Genomic DNA, 15,990 nt, shown 5'->3' with positions numbered 1-15,990 from the left:
GTACGGGCCGGTAAACGGCTTTCTACCCTCCGGTAAATTACGTTCGGCAAACATTATCGTTTATTCAATGACTATTACAAAGATAGGAATAAATTCATTTTGCGACAGAATTAAATTAAACTACTCGAAATTTTGAAATCCAACACCGAATATGGTGTCGTTTCAAAGAGGCTGTTCACATCACGAAGCGGCGGCCTTTTTTGTTTTCGAAGCGGAACGTTCCGGACGTTTCGACCGAAAAAACCGGGGCGAAACACACGGAATATTAAAAACGGGCAGACATCGCATCGTATCGCATATTTCGCTATTTTTGTGAAAAATTAACCCGATATGCTGAAACAACTGGCGGGACAGACGGCGATCTACGGGCTAGGGACGATCGTGCCCCGTTTCCTGAATTACCTGCTGTTCCCGTACCTGACCCGCGTGATGACCGTCGGCGAGTACGGAGTCGTCACCGACCTCTACGCGCTGATCCCGTTCGTGCTGGTGCTGCTGACGATGGGCCTCGAAACCGGTTATTTCCGCTTTGCGGGAAAGGCCGGCAGCGAAGCGGAAAAGCGGACGATCTTTTCGAACGTATGGGGCGCGGTGACCGCCGTCAGCATCGTTTTTTTCGTACTCGCGCTGCTGTTTACGCCACAACTGGCCCGGGTCATGGAATACACCGACCATCCGTCGTACATCCGGCTGGTCGCCGCCATCGTTATGCTGAATACCGTCACGGCGATCCCGCTGGCGCGGTTGCGGCAGCAAGGCCGGGCCAAACGGTTCATGATCCTGCGGCTGCTGTTCGTGATCGTCAACCTCGCGCTGACTTTCTTTTTCTACTCGGGACTGCCCGGACTGGCCGAACTCGGCATCTGCGCATCGTGGTACGACCCGCAATACGGGGCCGGATACGTGCTGCTGGCCGACCTGCTGGCCAACATCGTGCTGCTGTTCGCACTGATACCGGACTTCCGGGACGCCATGCCGCGCATCCGGTGGCGGCAGTTGCGGACGATTCTGGCGTACTCGTTCCCGCTGCTGGTCAGCGGCATCGCCGGCGTATCGAACCAGTTCATCGACCGGCAGATGATCAAATACCTGCTGCCTTCGGGCATCTCGATGGACGCGTTGGGCATCTACGGCGCCGTTTCGAAGTTAGCCGTCATCATCTTCCTATTCACCCAGATGTACCGTTACGCCGCGGAGCCCTACTTTCTGTCGGGGTTTAAAAACGACGATTTCAAACGGCAAAACGCAGAGGCCCAAAAATATTTCATCATCGTGTCGATCTTCATGTTTCTGGGCATCACGCTCTTCACGAACTTGTTCGCGCTGATGATGGGGAAAGACTTCCGCGAAGGGGTTTACATGCTGCCGGTCATCCTGCTGGCGAATATTTTCGCAGGGATCTGGCTGAACCTGTCGTTCTGGTACAAAAAGACCGGCGAAACGAAATACGCGATCTGGATCACCGGAACGGGGCTCGTTTTCACGCTCGGGTTGAACCTGGCGCTGACTCCCGTCTTGGGATATTTCGGAGCCGCGCTCGCCCGGCTGGGCTGCGAAACCGCCATGGTCGCCGTCAGCTATTACCTGAACCAGAAACACTATCCCGTCCCGTACGACTTGCGCCGGATCGGGACCTACTTCCTGGTCGGCGGGGCGATTTACGGGGCGTCGCTGCTCACGTCCGCGCTACCCGCCGCGCTGGAGTACACGCTGAACCTCGCGATGCTGGCGGCTTTCGGATTCTATGCGATCCGTCTCGAAAAAATCGACATGAAAGGTATATTACACTCGATCATTAAACGTTAACGATATGAAAATAAAAGTCATAAACCGATCGGCATTCGAACTGCCGCATTACGAAACGGTCAGCGCGGCCGGCCTCGACGTCCGGGCCAATACGACCGAAAGCATCGTGCTCGAACCGCTGCAAAGGGCTCTCGTTCCGACGGGCCTTTACGTCGAAATCCCGGACGGTTACGAGATCCAGGTGCGTCCGCGCAGCGGGCTGGCCGCCAAACACGGCATTTCAATAGCCAACGCGCCGGGGACAATCGACCCCGACTACCGCGGCGAAATCAAAGTGATCTTGGTCAACCTGTCGAACGAGCCGTTCGAACTGAAACCGGGCGAGCGGATCGCGCAACTGGTCGTCGCGCAATTCACGCGCATCGAATGGGAAAGCGTGTCGGAGCTGAGCGAAACGGAGCGCGGCGCCGGCGGATTCGGATCGACCGGACGCAAATAATAAACTCCGCGGTTTTTCGTATCTTTGCAGGGAGGGTTGCGCCGCCGCAGTCCGCGCAAACGCCACACCGGAGCGGAAACGGCCGCCGCGACGGAAAACCCGGTCATTTTCAAACAACGAAGCCATGCAGTTTAAAGAGATCACAGGACAGCAAGAAACCGCCGCCAAACTGGTTCAGGGCGTAACGCGCGGACGAATCAGCCATGCCCAGCTCTTCATTGGCGGCGAAGGCGTCGGCGCACTGCCGCTGGCGATCGCCTATGCCCAGTACCTAAACTGCACCGACCGCCGCGATGGGGACTCTTGCGGGCAATGCCCGTCCTGCCGCCAGATCGCGCAATTGGCCCATCCGGATGTCCATTTCGTCTTTCCGGTCAACACGCCGAAAGGAAAATCGTCGGGCGAGAAGCCGCTGAGCGACGCTTTCCTGTCGCAGTGGAGGCGGCTGTTCGAAAAAACCGGCGGGTATTTCAGCGAACCGATGTGGTATTCGGCCATCGAAATAGACAACAAACAGGGAAATATCAGCACGTTCGAAGCCGACGAGATCATCCGCAAACTGTCATTCAAAGCGTTCGAATCGGAATACAAGGCGGTCATTATCTGGCTGCCCGAGCGGATGAACACGCAGGCGGCGAACAAACTGCTGAAAATCATCGAGGAACCGTGGGAAAAGACCCTCTTCCTGATGGTCTCCGAATCGCCCGAACGGCTGCTGCCCACCATCCTGTCGCGGATGCAGGTCGTCGACGTACCGGCCATCGCGGACGAACGGATGGCGGCGTGGCTCGCCGCCCGCAAAGGGTTGCCGACGGACGATGCGGCCAAAGTCGCGCGGCTCGCGCGCGGCAGCATCCTCGAAGCGTCGCGGGTGCTGGAACAACGCGAAAGCAGCGACGAATATTTCGAACTGTTCGTGCGGCTGATGCGGCTCAGCTATGAAGACCGCCACATGGAACTGCTGGAATGGGCCGAAACGGTCGCCGCCCTGGGCCGCGAAGAACAGAAACAACTGCTCGAAAACGCCATCCGGCTGCTCCGCGACAGCTACATGCTGACGGCCGGCGTCGAACGGATCGCCTACCTGTTCGGCCGCGAATACGAATTTTGCAGGAAATTTGCTCCGTACGTCAACAACGGGAACATCGAGCAACTGATCGCCGAAATGGAACTGGCGATCCGACAGGTCGCCCAGAATGGCAACCCGCGCATCCTATTCCCGCACTTTGCATTAACAATCAGCAAATTGATCCGTAAAATCTGATGTCGAAAGCAGTCCTGATCACCGGCGGAAACCTCGGGTCGGTAGCGGAAAACCTGGAAGCGGCGCGGGAGGCGATCTCCCGCGAGGTGGGTGTCGTCGAACGATGTTCGTCCGTACTGGAGTCCGAAGCGTGGGGATTCGAAGCCGAGGAACGTTTTCTGAACCAGGTGCTCGTAGTCGCCACGGCGCTTCCGCCTGAACAACTGTTGGAGCGCTGCCTGCAGATCGAACGGCAGTTGGGGCGGGTTCGCCGGCCCGGGCCGCGGTACGGTTCGCGCACGATGGATATCGACCTGCTGTTCTACGACAACCGGGTCGTCGACAGCGACCGGCTGACGATTCCCCACCCGCGGATCGCCGAAAGGGATTTCGTGCTGGCGCCGCTCGAGGAGGTACTTCCCGACTACGTGCACCCGGTGCTGAAGAAAACGATCCGGCAACTGCGCCGCGAACTGCTGCAGGCCGCAAATCCGCCGGGCGCGGACGGCATGAAAAACTGACGAAAAATCACTACCTTTGTTTCCTATTCTCCGATTAAAATGAGCGTGACCGAAATAAATATCTGTAAAACAATCGCCCGCTTCGGGATCCTGGCTTTTTTCTGCTTCGGGATCCTGGCCCGCTGCGCCAGCGTCGGCACCCCGCAGGGAGGCCCGCGCGACTCGCTGCCGCCGAAAGTCGTCATGATGACCCCCGCTTTCGGGACGACCAATTTCAAAGACAAACGGATCACGATCCAGTTCAACGAATACGTCCAGCTCAAAGACCAGCAGAAGGAGTTTTTCACCTCCCCGTTCATGAAGAAAAAACCGACCCTCATGCTGCGGGGGCGGGGTATCCAGATCGACCTGAAGGAGGATCTGGATTCGAACCAGACCTATTCGCTGAACTTCGGCAAAAGCGTCGTGGACAACAACGAGGGGAATCCGTATACCGGCCTGCGCTACGTCTTTTCGACGGGCGACCACATCGACTCGCTGCTGATGTCCGGCTACACGACCGACGCCATGACGACGGATACGGTGGGCAACGTCTACATCCTCTTTTACGACGCGAAAACCGACTCGATCCCGCAGTACGATTCGACGCTGCTGAAAAGCAAACCGATCGCCGTCGGGAAATCTTTCCCGAACGGAATCTTCATCGCTGAGAACCTGAAACCGATCGACTACCGGATCTACGCGCTCGAAGACAACAACGGGAACCTCGAATACGAACCGGGAGTGGACCGCGTGGCATTCCTCGACTCGACCTACAACCCGCTGAACCAGCCGGGATTCGACATCTGGTACGACACCACGCGCCGCTACATGCAGGCCGACCCGCAGGTCATGATGCGGATGTTCATGGACAAACCGTTCAGACGGCAGACCTACACCGGATCGAAGCGCACGCACGGCAACCGGATCGTGCTTACCTTTACGGCTCCGCATCCCGACATCAAAGAACTTTCGTTCGAAGGAATCGACCCCGGAAAGATCGTCACCGAATACGGAAATTCGAAGCGGGACACCATGGAACTGTGGTTCGACTCCAGATCCGAAGACCTGCCCGACACGCTGCGCGGCAAGCTGATTTACATGAAGCACGACAGCCTGTTCCGCTTGCAGCCCGACACCCAACTGCTGAAACTGGGCTGGAGGGCCCCGGTGAAAAAAGAAAAAGAGGAGAAAAAGAAAAAAGAGGACGACCTTCCGGAACCCAATCCGTTCAAAGTCCGCGTAGCGGGCGGAACGACGCTCAATCCGGAGAAAAACATCGTTTTCGAATTCGATTATCCGCTGACGGGAGTCGACAGCGCGGCCATGTCGTTGCTGAAACTCGGGGAAGGCGACCAGACGACGCCGGTCGGGCTGACTTTCCGGCAGGATACCCTGAAACTCCGGAAATGGACTCTCGCGGCCCCGTGGGAAGCCGATCAAAAATACCGGCTGCTTATCCCGGCCGGCGTATTCAAGAACACCAACGGCGAGAGCAACGATACGCTGCGATCCGAATTTACGATCGAATCGCCCGAAAAGTACGCCACGCTGGTGCTGAATATCCAGGGTAAAACGCCCGAAAGCGAATACGTCGTACAGGTGATCTCCCCGCAGGGCTCCGTTCTGAAAGAGGTCGCCCATCTGAAAACGGGGAGCCATACGCTGCAATACATCGACGTAGGTACCGTAAAAATCCGTTTCATCGAGGATTTCAACGGGAACGGCCGATGGGACACCGGATCGCTGGTCGAAAGACGGCAGCCCGAACGGGTCGGGATGTACGTCGACGACAATAATTCGGAGGAGATCACGACTAAGGAGAACTGGGAATTGGTCTTCGACGTGGACATGAACCGGATTTTCGGCCCCGTTACGATGGAAAGCATGACGGCGAAAATCAACCGGGACAACGAAGCGCGGCTGAAAGCGATCGCAAAAAAACGGGCCGAAGACGCCGCCAACCAGAAGAAACAGCATAACAGCGGCGGCGGCATGGGCATGGGCAGCATGGGAGGTATGGGCAGCATGATAGGCCGGTAACGAAAGCTGTCGCGGAACAAACGAATGCGGAACAAGAAACGAAATATGTGGAAAATAGCTAAACTGTCTTTACTCGTGATCCTGCTGGGATGCGGAACGCTCCGGGCCCAGCATTATATCGGCGTGCGCGGCGGATGGGGCGGCGGTTCCGCACGGTTCACCCCGTCCCGGGAGACGGGCACCGAATGGGGGCTCTATTCGGGCGGGATTTCGTATAAATTCTATACCGCGCAAAAATTCGTCGGGGCCATCCAGGCCGACTTGCAGTACATGGGACGCGGATTCATGTACGACCTGCAAAGCAAAGGCGACACGAGCTACCACCGCACGATCAATTCGTTCGAACTGCCGCTGATGTGGCAGCCGCATTTCTACTTCATGCAGCGGCACGGACGCTTCTTCGTCAACCTGGGCGTCTACCTCTCTTATTTCATGGACTCGAAATACTATTATAAATCGAAACGGGCGGGGATCTACGAACAGGGACCGTATACGATGAAACTGACCCGCGATACGCGGTGGGGATACGGACTTTGCGGCGGAGCGGGACTTTCGTTCCTGATCCGTCGGTTCGAAGTGGCTTTCGAAGGCCGCTACTATTTCGGTTACTCGGACGTTCTGCGGAACGGAACCAAATATCAGGGCAATCCGACCCATTCGCCGCTGGACAACATCAACGTTTCGATGGCCTTCTATTACCGCCTGAGCAAAGAAGGCATCCGCGCCGAGCCGAGCAAGGGCGTCGCGAGACGGATGCAGGAGGCCGAAATGCGCCGGGCCGAAAGACTGATCGAAAAAGCGAAAAAGCACGGGGATAGCCTGGGCGCAGCGGACCTTTCCGCCGATAGTCTGCCATCCGGACTACGGCAAGCGCTCCCGGACTCCCTGCAACGAATGCTTCCGGACTCCCTGCAGCGGCAAAAACCGGAAAAGCGGAAGACGAAACGGGAAAAAACGAAAAAGGAGTATCCCGCACCCGCCGGAACGCCCGGACAAACGGCCGGCCAACCGACGATAAAAGAGACCGAATCGATACAGGAATCACAAAAAACAGATAAAAAATGAACGACCGCATCGAATCCACCCGCCAGCAAAAAATCGGGCGGCAAATCCAACGCGACATCAGCGAAATTTTTTCCAAAGAGGCCGCTTCGCTGCTGTGCGGAACCATGGTATCGGTAACGCTGGTACGGATGAGTCCGGATTTCGAACTGGCTAAGATTTACCTGAGCATCTTCCCGTTCGAAAAACATGCGGAGGTGATGGCCTCGCTGCAGGAAAACAACTGGCTGATTCGCAAAACGCTCGGCGTGCGGGTCAGGAACCAGTTGCGACACGTGCCCGAACTGGCCTTCTACATCGACGACTCGCTGGAATACATCAGCGCGATCGACAAACTGCTGAAATAGAAAATCCGGATCATGCCCCGTCTACCGCTCTTTTTCGCACGGCGTTACCTTTTTTCGAAGAAATCGCACTCGGTGATCAACATCGTCTCGGGAGTGAGCGCCTTTTCCGTGGCGATCCCGGTGATGGCGATGGTGATTCTGCTGTCGGTATTCAACGGTTTCGAGGGGCTGATCAAAAGCATGTACCGGTCGTTCGACCCGGATATCCGGATCACGCCGGTACGGGGCAAGGTATTCCCGATCGACTCGCTGCCGCGCGAACGCTTTCTGGCAATCGACGGCGTGCGGGACGCGGCGTACGCGCTCGAAGACAATGCGGTCTTCGAGTACCGCGACCGGCAGGCTTTCGGCACGATGTGCGGGGTCGATTCGCTCTACCGGCAGGTGGTGCCGCTGGACAGCCTGCGAACCGAAGGCGTATTCCAATTGCAGTTCGGAGATTTCCCGGAAGCCTACGTCGGACAGGGCATGGCCTACGCGCTGGGCATCCGGGTCAACCTGAACAGCCCGATCTCGGTGTACGTCCCCCGGCGCGGGCGGGTTTCGCCGCTGCTGCCGTACAGTTTCTACAAAAAACAGAATATTTTCCCGTCGGGCGTATTCGCGCTGGAAGCCGAAGTGGACGGGAAATACGTGATCGTCCCGCTCCACTTCGCACAGGAACTGCTCGACTATCCGGGACAAGCTTCGTCGGTAGCCATCCGTCTCGAAGCGGACGCTTCGCCGCAGCGGGTGCAGCAACAGATCGGGCAATGGCTCGGCGACGATTACAAAATCCAGTCGCGCTACCAGCAAAAAGAGTCGTTCTACCGCATCATGATGTACGAAAAATGGGGGATCTATTTCATCATCCTGCTGGTACTGGTGATCGCTTCGTTTTCGCTGATCGGTTCGCTGGTAATGCTGATCATCGAAAAACGCAAGGATTCGCAGACGCTCGTCACGATGGGCGCCGATACGAAGCTGCTCCGTAAGATCTTCGTCGCCGAGGGGATGCTGATCTACCTGATCGGCGCCGGCGGCGGATTGCTGCTCGGCGTCGCGCTGGCGCTGGCCCAGCAGCATTTCGGGTTCCTCAAACTCTCCGGAGAGACGTTCCTGATCGACGCCTATCCGGTCGAAGTCCATCCGAGCGACCTGGCGTGGGTAATCGTAACGTTCGTTTCGGTCAGCTACCTGATTTCCGTGCTGACGGTGCGCGCGATGATACCGAAAAAAGAGATAAGTCAGAACCGACCATGATAAAACGATTGATCTGCCTGTTGTGCGTCGCCGTCACGGCGGCCGCCTGCAACCGGCCCCGCAACATACCGGACGAGAAATTGATCGCCATCACCCGCGAGATTTTCCTGGCCAACGCCTACCGCGACTCGCCGAAAAGCGGATTTTCGCAGGCGGACACGGTGGATTTCTACACCCCGATTTTTGAAAAATACGGATACAAACCCTCGGATCTCAGCTACACGATCAACAACCTTTCGCGGCGCAAAAGCGTCCGATTTACGGACATTCTGGAAGAAGTGGCCCGGCGGCTGGATCGGGAAGACTCCCTGATGAAAGCGCGGATCGCCACGCTGGACACCGTCGACAGCCGCACCATGAACCGCTACCGACGCGTCGTCTACTCCGACTCGACCCGGCGGCTCCGGCGCCTGTCCGATCCCGACAAACCGGACATCGTCCTTCCGGTACGTCCGGGACGCTACCAGGTCGCATTCAAGTACGACCTGGACACTTCGAGTCGTAACGGAAACCTCCGCTATACGCACTACCAGTTCGATACGACGGACGGCACGAAAGGCAGTTTCTACTACCTGGGGTATATCAAAGGGGCTCAGAAACAGGAAATTTTCAGTTTCGACGTCACCGATCCGAAAACGAACGAAGTACGGATCAGCCTGGCGACCTCCCCGTCCGACAAGGAAAAGAGCATCGCCCTGCGCATCGACTCGATGACGATCACCTACTTCCTGCCGCTGCGGGAAGCCGCCGATTCGCTGATCCGCGAAATATTCCGGTTCAACCCGAGCCTGGCAGCGTACAACTTACCTTCAAACGCCTCCCATGTCGCAGATAAAAAGGAGATTATCGGCGCACTTTATCCTGACACCACAGGGACTGCTGCGCAACGGGATTCTGTCGTTCGACGCTGACGGCGTCCTACGGGAAATCGCCGCCTCCGACGCGGTCGATTCGCAACAGCGGGTGGAGTTTTTCGGCGGCCTGCTGATCCCCGGCATGGTCAATGCGCATTGCCATCTGGAACTGTCGTACCTGCGCGGCCGGATCGCCCGCGGCTGCGGGTTCGCCGGGTTTGCCGACACGATCGCGCGGGCGCGCAACGAAACCGCCCCGCAACAACGTATCGAAGCGGCCGCTTATTGGAACGCCCGGATGGAACACGACGGCATAGTGGCCGTCGGGGATATTTGCAACGGCACGTCTACGTTCGAGCTGAAACGGAATAGCCGCATCCATTACCACAATTTCATTGAAGGTTTCGGCCTGCGCACGACCGACTTTTCATTCCTACGCCGAATCGCCGCCGAATCGGAAGCGCTCGGACTCTCCGCCTCGGTCACCCCGCACGCCACCTATTCGCTGCAGGACGCCGCGTTCCGGGCGATCGCCGCAGCGGGAAACCCGCTGTCGGTACACTTTATGGAAAGCCGCGGCGAACAGGAACTTTTCGAAGAACGGGGGCCCCTTCACGAACGGAACCTCCGGGAAGGCGTAACGATCGATTTCGCCGGATACGGATCGCCGGCCGGACGCATCGCAGGCTCGGTCCCGAAAGAAAAAAATATGCTGCTGGTGCACAACACGTTCGTCACCGAACAAATCGCAGACACTCTTCAACATCGTTTCGGGAACCGGCTCACATGGGTATTGTGCCCTCGGTCGAACGATTTTATCGAAAGGGCGACGCCTCCCGCCGAGTTACTCCATAGGTTATCGGGGCGGATCGCCGTCGGCACCGACAGCCTCGCGTCGAACGATTCGCTGTCGATGATCGACGAACTGAAAAGGTTCCCGGAAATCCCGCTGCCCGAACGGCTGCAATGGGCCACCCGCAGCGGCGCCGAAGCGCTCGGAATCGACGCATGGGCCGGCAGTTTCGACATAGGCAAACGTCCCGGAGCCGTACTGATCACCGGCATCGACTGGGACACCCTGACCCTGCTGCCGCACGCCGCCAGCCGCCGCATCCTGTAAACCCTTCCCCCAGGCCGTACCGCGCCCCGAATCGTCCGATCGGGACGAACGCGGCGAAAAATTAAGTATTTATACCCATTCAAAATAGGTCTATCCTCTCTGTTCCGTGCTACACATTGGATGTAAATTTGTTACGTGTAAAAATATGCACGTTATCGGACAAGAGTTATGGGGAAATATTTCGATATGCTGATGGAGGATGTCCGCATGAAAGAGGGCCTGACGGCCTGCATGAACTGCGGGATCTGTACGGGAGTCTGCCCCGCGGCCGAGTTTTACAACTACGACCCGCGCCAGATCGTCAACATGGTGCAAACCAAGGACGACGACGCCATCGAAAAGCTGCTCAAAAGCGATACGATCTGGTACTGCGGGGAGTGCATGTCGTGCCGCCCGCGCTGCCCGCGCGGCAATACGCCCGGATATATCATCCAGTCGCTGCGCACGCTGTCGCAAAAACTCGGTTTCTTCACCGAGTCCGAGAAAGGACGCCAGCAACTGGCCATCAAACGCACCATCGGGCAGAATATCCTGACGTCGGGTTACTGCGTCAAGCCGAATTTCGTCGATCCGGATCTACATCCCGAACAGGGGCCGGTATGGCGGTGGATCCACGACAACGACAAAGACGTCTTCGAACGTTTCGGCGACAACTACTGCAAGGTAGGCGTCGGAGCCGGACGCAAGATCGACGACCGCAGCATGGAGGAGATCCGCAGCATTTTCGAAGTGACCGGGGGTATGCGTTTTTTCGAGAACATCGAAACGTGCTCGGATAAAAAAGCGAAGGAAATGGGATACGAAAAAGCCGGGGACGACTATTTCCACGACGTATTCACGACTAACAGCGGCCAACACTCCGGAAAATAAGAGGCCGAAACAAAAAACGAACGCGATGAAAACACCCTGGAAAGAGTATCAGAAACAGATCGCCGACAACGATTACTACTATGCGCGCAGCTGCATCCGGCAGAATTTTTTTCCCGGATCGGAAGCGGCCTTTTTAAATATCCTGCGCAACGACCTGGGTCGGGACATCCACGAAGACCCGCGTCACACCTCCTGCACCGGCATCGGCTACCATACCGACATCGTGCCGCTCGAAACGATCATGACGGTCGTGGCGCGGCAGTTCTCGCTGATGACCGAATCGGGGTACGAGAATTTCGTCCCGTCGTGCATCACGTCGTTCGGCATCTATTCCGAAGCGCTCGAAATGTGGCACGACTTCCCGGAACTGGAAGAGAAGGCCCGCGACTACCTTTATAAAGCTACCGGCCGCGAATTCAAAAAGCCGAAAAACCTGGCGCACACGTCCGACGTGATTTTCCACCACCGCGAAGAGATCGCCGCGAAAGCCAAACACAAATTGGTCAACGTCGAAACCGGAAAACCGCTGCGCGGCGTCGAACACATCGGCTGCCACTATGCGAAGATTTTCCCGAAGGTCGGTATCGGCGGATCGGAATTCCCGTACGTGCTGGCCGGAATGATTGAGGCGTGGGGCGGCGAAGTGGTCGACTATCCGGAGCGGCGGCACTGCTGCGGATTCGGATTCCGCAATTACCTGGTGATGGCCAACCGCGGCTATTCGGTCGCCAACTCCAAGAAAAAGTTCGAATCGATGGCCCCGTACAAGCCCGACTTCATCCTGGCCAACTGCCCGGGCTGCGCGATGTTCCTCGACAAATGGCAATACACGATCTCCGAAATGGAGGGAACGTTTTACGGGCAGGACAACCGCGGCATCCCCGTGCTGACCTACGAAGAGTTGGCCGGGCTGGTGCTCGGATACGATCCCTGGGAACTCGGTATGCAGATGCATCAGGTTGCCGTCGAACCGCTGCTCGACAAGATGGGCGTCCAGTACGACCCGTCGGCGAAATACCTCGGCAAAAATGGAAAATACATCGGGCAACCGGCCCCCGCGGCGATCGGAAGCTACACGAAAAACATACTGTAACGGATTATGGGAAAAAAGGTAATTATCATCGGCGGAGGCGTCGCAGGTATGCAGACGGCCATTACGCTCAGCAAACTGGGCATCAGCCCGGTGATTATCGAGAGAGAGGAGACGATCGGCGGCAAGTTGAACCGCTGGGACCGGCTCTTTCCGACCATGACCCCCGCGAGCGAAGTACTCGGATCGCTTCGCGAACAGGTCGACGCTTCCGGCGCCGAAATCCTCACGTCCCGGGAGGTGAAGGAGATCGGACAGGAGGGTAAAAACGTAACGCTGAACGACGGCACCCGGCTTCGCTCCGACGCGGTGGTCGTCACTTCGGGTTTCGACCTTTTCCCGGCCGAACTGAAAGAGGAGTACGGTTATAAAATCTACGACAACGTATATACGACGGTAGACGTCGAACGGATGTTCCGCAACGGCGGCATCCGCACGGCCGACGGCCGGATACCGAAGACGATCGCCTTTCTGCATTGCGTCGGATCGCGCGACGAGAAGGTGAACCAGCGCCACTGCTCGCGGGTCTGCTGCATCACCGGCGTCAAACAGGCGATCGAAATGAAACAGGCGATCCCCGACGCCGAGGTATACAGCTTTTACATGGACATGCGAATGTTCGGCCCCGGCTACGAGGAACTCTACCGGCAGGCGCAGCAGGAGTTCAATATCCATTTCATCCGCGGCCGCATCTCCGAGGCGAGCCAAACGATCGACAACCGAGTGCAGATCAAGGCCGAAGACACGCTGATCGGCCTGCCGCTGAAAATGACCGTCGACATGCTGGTGCTGATCGTCGGCATGAAAGCCGGAGCATGCAACCTGCAGTGGAGCCGCTGCAATGGCGTCGACCTATACCCCAGCGGATTCGTCAAGCCGAAAGATCAGTTTACCGGAAGCGTCGACTCGGGATCGCCGCATATCTTCTATGCCGGAACGATCACGGCGCCGAAAAACATCGGGGAGTCGATCAACGAAGCCGTCGCCGCCGCACACCGGGTGGCCGAATCGCTAAAAGAATAACGCCATGAACTGGGGATTTTCCATCAGCCAAACGCGCGGCGTAGACATCGACCGCAACGACATGCAGTACTCCCGCCGGCTGCTGGCCGAACATCCGGAACTACAGACCTGCATCGCGTGCGGCAACTGTACGGCGACCTGTACGGCCGGCAATCTGACCAAGTTCAACGTGCGTAAACTGCAAACGCTGGTGCGGCGCGGCGAATACCGCGGCATCCGCGAAGAACTGGCCAAATGTATGCTGTGCGGCAAATGCCGGCTGGTCTGCCCGCGCGGAATCAACATCCGGCAATTGGTGCTGACTCTGAAAAAAGAGGTGCCCGAAAAGTAACGGACCGTTTCCGCGAACCCGGACGAAGAAAAACGAAGTTGTAAACAACCGCACGCGGCACCGCGTGCACCGTTATCGGAATAAAACATGGAGCATTTCAGACTATTCGTCTTGCCGTTCTGGCTGGGAGCCTTCTTCCTGCTGGTAACGCTTCTGTATAAATATATCGGCTGGTTCGTCGGACTGACCGCGGCGGAGCGCCGTCTGTTCGTCCGGTCGCTGTTCACCCGCTCGACGTTCCGCTCGGTCGGGGAGGTTATCAGCGAATCGCTGCTGCACCGCAAGATATGGCGCACCAACAAACTGCTGGGTTACATGCACACCAGTTTCGCGCTGGGATGGTTTCTGTTGATCCTGACCGGCTGGATCGAAACGCTGGTCTACTTCAAGGGCGAAAACGTTCCGCTGTACGTCGATATCTTCTTCTCTTATTACGTACACCCTATTTTCGAGCATAATTTCAATTTCTCGCTGATCAAAGACGCGCTGCTGCTGCTGATCCTGATCGGTATCGGCCTGGCGCTGTTCAAACGAATCCGTTCGCGGATGATGGGTATGCGCCGAACGACCCGGCATACGCCGGGCGACCGGATCGCCCTGTCGGCGCTGTGGCTGATCTTCCCGGCCCGGCTGCTGGCCGAGAGCATGACCAGCGGCGTAATCTGGAAATTCGGCGGCATCGTATGGGCGCTCGGCGAAGAGCACCACCTGATTCCCCCGGGAGTCGGCTGCGGCAGCTTCCTGACCAATTCGACCGGCGAACTGCTGGCCCGCATACTGCCGCCCGACGTGCTGATGGCCGGCGAACTGCCGACCTGGTGGTTCTACTCGATCACGCTGGGCGTCTTTTTCGTCGCGCTGCCGTTCTCGCGCTATATGCATATTTTTACCGAGATTCCGCTGATTTTCCTACGAAACGCGGGGCTGCGCAGCAAAGAAAAACCGTCGAGCTACGACCATTTCCAGACCAACGCCTGCTCGCGCTGCGGCATCTGCATCGACCCCTGCCAGTTGCAACGGGCCGCCGGGATCAACGGCGTGCAGTCGGTCTACTTCCTGCGCGACCTGCGGAGCGGCAACCTGACCGATGCGGTGGCCAACAACTGCTTGATGTGCGGTCGCTGCGAACAGGCCTGCCCGGTCGGCATCGAACAAAATACGCTGCGGCTGAACAGCCGCCAGCGGACGGCCGTACCGGTCGGCGAAAACCGTTACGGATATATCCGGGGAATCGACCGTTCGCAGGGAAACGGCAAAGTCGGCTACTTCGCCGGCTGCATGACGCTGCTGACCCCGAAGATCCTCCGCGCGATGGACGACATTTTCAAAGCGTCCGGCGATGAAGTGTGGTGGGCCGACAAAGAGGGGGGCGTATGCTGCGGCAGACCGCTGAAGCTCTCGGGCGAAGTGGACGCCGCACGGAAAATGATGGAATACAATACGGAACTTTTCCGCCAGCACGGCATCGAAACGCTGGTTACTTCGTGTCCGATCTGCCTGCGCGTTTTCCGCGAAGACTACCGGCTGGAAGGCATCGAGGTGCTGCACCATTCGGAGTACATCCAGCGATTGTTGAAAGCGCACCGGATCGACCCGAAAATCGGCGACCTGAATTTCACCTACCACGACCCCTGCGAGCTGGGACGCGGTTCGGGCATTTACGACGCTCCGCGCGAAGTGATCGCCGCAGTCGGTCGGCTGACCGAAGTGGCCGAAAATCGTGAAAAAGCGCTCTGCTGCGGTTCGAGCCTGGCGAACATCGCCATCGACGACGACGGACAGCGGAAAATCGGCGAAAGCGTCGCGGCAGCCTTTGCCGCCACCGGGGCCGATGCGGTCGTCACGGCCTGTCCGCTGTGCAAGAAAGGAATCGCCCGGGGCAATTCGATGCCTGTTTACGATCTTGCGGAAATCGTCGCCCAAGCATTATGATCCGAACGTTCCGGAGGATGCTGCGACAGGCGGCAGGAGTCTCCCCCCGTTACGAATCCGTCCCGACACTGTAAAACTTAAAAAAGAA

The 15,990-nt window shown here is 57.7% G+C and carries 15 protein-coding genes; all 15 read left to right on the top strand.

The annotated features are described in order from the left end of the window. The first annotated feature begins 330 nt into the window (after positions 1–330). The 15 genes from GFH31_RS08550 to GFH31_RS08480 all read left to right on the top strand — a co-directional run bounded on the left by GFH31_RS08550 (position 331) and on the right by GFH31_RS08480 (position 15,902). The gene (locus GFH31_RS08550) at positions 331–1,806 is read left to right on the top strand and encodes an oligosaccharide flippase family protein (RefSeq protein ID WP_153497780.1); all 1,476 of its coding nucleotides are present in this window, start codon (positions 331–333) and stop codon (positions 1,804–1,806) included. Between the two features lie 4 nt (positions 1,807–1,810). Continuing rightward, positions 1,811–2,245 carry a dUTP diphosphatase gene (gene dut / locus GFH31_RS08545; protein WP_055202594.1) on the top strand — a complete coding sequence of 145 codons (435 nt, stop codon included), beginning with the start codon at positions 1,811–1,813 and terminating at the stop codon, positions 2,243–2,245. A gap of 124 nt (positions 2,246–2,369) precedes the next feature. Further along, complete coding sequence (locus tag GFH31_RS08540; RefSeq protein WP_101571800.1) at positions 2,370–3,509, top strand: ATP-binding protein; 1,140 nt, start codon at positions 2,370–2,372, stop codon at positions 3,507–3,509. Next, positions 3,509–4,009: a 2-amino-4-hydroxy-6-hydroxymethyldihydropteridine diphosphokinase gene (gene folK, locus GFH31_RS08535; RefSeq protein WP_118655466.1), complete on the top strand. Its 501-nt coding sequence runs from the start codon at positions 3,509–3,511 to the stop codon at positions 4,007–4,009. The genes GFH31_RS08540 and folK overlap by 1 nt, the downstream gene beginning before the upstream one ends. Positions 4,010–4,048: 39 nt before the next feature. Then, positions 4,049–6,031 (top strand): Ig-like domain-containing protein, encoded by a 1,983-nt coding sequence (locus tag GFH31_RS08530; protein ID WP_153497779.1) that lies wholly within the window; start codon positions 4,049–4,051, stop codon positions 6,029–6,031. A gap of 45 nt (positions 6,032–6,076) precedes the next feature. After that, positions 6,077–7,096, top strand: coding sequence for a porin family protein (locus tag GFH31_RS08525; RefSeq protein ID WP_172970730.1), 1,020 nt, complete (start codon positions 6,077–6,079; stop codon positions 7,094–7,096). Next, entirely contained in the window at positions 7,093–7,440 is a 348-nt protein-coding gene (gene rbfA / locus GFH31_RS08520) for a 30S ribosome-binding factor RbfA (protein ID WP_153497778.1), read from the top strand. The genes GFH31_RS08525 and rbfA overlap by 4 nt, the downstream gene beginning before the upstream one ends. 12 nt (positions 7,441–7,452) lie before the next feature. Next, on the top strand, positions 7,453–8,682 hold the full coding sequence (locus tag GFH31_RS08515; protein ID WP_101571808.1) for an FtsX-like permease family protein: 1,230 nt from the start codon (positions 7,453–7,455) through the stop codon (positions 8,680–8,682). Continuing rightward, the gene (locus GFH31_RS08510; protein ID WP_101571810.1) at positions 8,679–9,593 is read left to right on the top strand and encodes a DUF4296 domain-containing protein; all 915 of its coding nucleotides are present in this window, start codon (positions 8,679–8,681) and stop codon (positions 9,591–9,593) included. Before GFH31_RS08515 ends, GFH31_RS08510 begins: the two co-directional genes overlap by 4 nt. Beyond that, positions 9,505–10,656 carry an amidohydrolase family protein gene (locus GFH31_RS08505; protein ID WP_153497777.1) on the top strand — a complete coding sequence of 384 codons (1,152 nt, stop codon included), beginning with the start codon at positions 9,505–9,507 and terminating at the stop codon, positions 10,654–10,656. Before GFH31_RS08510 ends, GFH31_RS08505 begins: the two co-directional genes overlap by 89 nt. Positions 10,657–10,824: 168 nt before the next feature. Continuing rightward, positions 10,825–11,526: a 4Fe-4S dicluster domain-containing protein gene (locus GFH31_RS08500; RefSeq protein WP_055202609.1), complete on the top strand. Its 702-nt coding sequence runs from the start codon at positions 10,825–10,827 to the stop codon at positions 11,524–11,526. Positions 11,527–11,551: 25 nt separating this feature from the next. After that, complete coding sequence (locus tag GFH31_RS08495; RefSeq protein WP_055202610.1) at positions 11,552–12,619, top strand: CoB--CoM heterodisulfide reductase iron-sulfur subunit B family protein; 1,068 nt, start codon at positions 11,552–11,554, stop codon at positions 12,617–12,619. A 6-nt stretch (positions 12,620–12,625) separates the two neighbouring features. Beyond that, positions 12,626–13,639 (top strand): FAD-dependent oxidoreductase, encoded by a 1,014-nt coding sequence (locus GFH31_RS08490; protein WP_055202612.1) that lies wholly within the window; start codon positions 12,626–12,628, stop codon positions 13,637–13,639. A gap of 4 nt (positions 13,640–13,643) precedes the next feature. Then, the gene (locus GFH31_RS08485) at positions 13,644–13,970 is read left to right on the top strand and encodes a 4Fe-4S dicluster domain-containing protein (RefSeq protein WP_055202614.1); all 327 of its coding nucleotides are present in this window, start codon (positions 13,644–13,646) and stop codon (positions 13,968–13,970) included. Positions 13,971–14,057: 87 nt separating this feature from the next. Continuing rightward, the gene (locus GFH31_RS08480; protein ID WP_153497776.1) at positions 14,058–15,902 is read left to right on the top strand and encodes a (Fe-S)-binding protein; all 1,845 of its coding nucleotides are present in this window, start codon (positions 14,058–14,060) and stop codon (positions 15,900–15,902) included. Positions 15,903–15,990 lie beyond the last annotated feature (88 nt).

The organism is Alistipes sp. dk3624 (genome assembly GCF_009557455.1).
GTDB lineage: Bacteria > Bacteroidota > Bacteroidia > Bacteroidales > Rikenellaceae > Alistipes_A > Alistipes_A hominis.
Note: the sequence above shows the minus strand (reverse complement) of the source record. Positions and strands in the feature narration are given on the sequence as shown.

Excerpts from the sequence above, each read along its gene's own strand:
- GFH31_RS08540 (WP_101571800.1), top strand. The coding sequence starts at position 2,370 with ATGCAGTTTAAAGAGATCACAGGACAGCAAGAAACCGCCGCCAAACTG.
- dut (WP_055202594.1), top strand. The coding sequence starts at position 1,811 with ATGAAAATAAAAGTCATAAACCGATCGGCATTCGAACTGCCGCATTAC.
- GFH31_RS08550 (WP_153497780.1), top strand. The coding sequence starts at position 331 with ATGCTGAAACAACTGGCGGGACAGACGGCGATCTACGGGCTAGGGACG.
- GFH31_RS08495 (WP_055202610.1), top strand. The coding sequence starts at position 11,552 with ATGAAAACACCCTGGAAAGAGTATCAGAAACAGATCGCCGACAACGAT.
- GFH31_RS08515 (WP_101571808.1), top strand. The coding sequence starts at position 7,453 with ATGCCCCGTCTACCGCTCTTTTTCGCACGGCGTTACCTTTTTTCGAAG.
- GFH31_RS08505 (WP_153497777.1), top strand. The coding sequence starts at position 9,505 with ATGTCGCAGATAAAAAGGAGATTATCGGCGCACTTTATCCTGACACCA.
- GFH31_RS08480 (WP_153497776.1), top strand. The coding sequence starts at position 14,058 with ATGGAGCATTTCAGACTATTCGTCTTGCCGTTCTGGCTGGGAGCCTTC.
- folK (WP_118655466.1), top strand. The coding sequence starts at position 3,509 with ATGTCGAAAGCAGTCCTGATCACCGGCGGAAACCTCGGGTCGGTAGCG.
- GFH31_RS08510 (WP_101571810.1), top strand. The coding sequence starts at position 8,679 with ATGATAAAACGATTGATCTGCCTGTTGTGCGTCGCCGTCACGGCGGCC.
- GFH31_RS08500 (WP_055202609.1), top strand. The coding sequence starts at position 10,825 with ATGGGGAAATATTTCGATATGCTGATGGAGGATGTCCGCATGAAAGAG.
- GFH31_RS08485 (WP_055202614.1), top strand. The coding sequence starts at position 13,644 with ATGAACTGGGGATTTTCCATCAGCCAAACGCGCGGCGTAGACATCGAC.
- GFH31_RS08530 (WP_153497779.1), top strand. The coding sequence starts at position 4,049 with ATGAGCGTGACCGAAATAAATATCTGTAAAACAATCGCCCGCTTCGGG.
- rbfA (WP_153497778.1), top strand. The coding sequence starts at position 7,093 with ATGAACGACCGCATCGAATCCACCCGCCAGCAAAAAATCGGGCGGCAA.
- GFH31_RS08525 (WP_172970730.1), top strand. The coding sequence starts at position 6,077 with ATGTGGAAAATAGCTAAACTGTCTTTACTCGTGATCCTGCTGGGATGC.
- GFH31_RS08490 (WP_055202612.1), top strand. The coding sequence starts at position 12,626 with ATGGGAAAAAAGGTAATTATCATCGGCGGAGGCGTCGCAGGTATGCAG.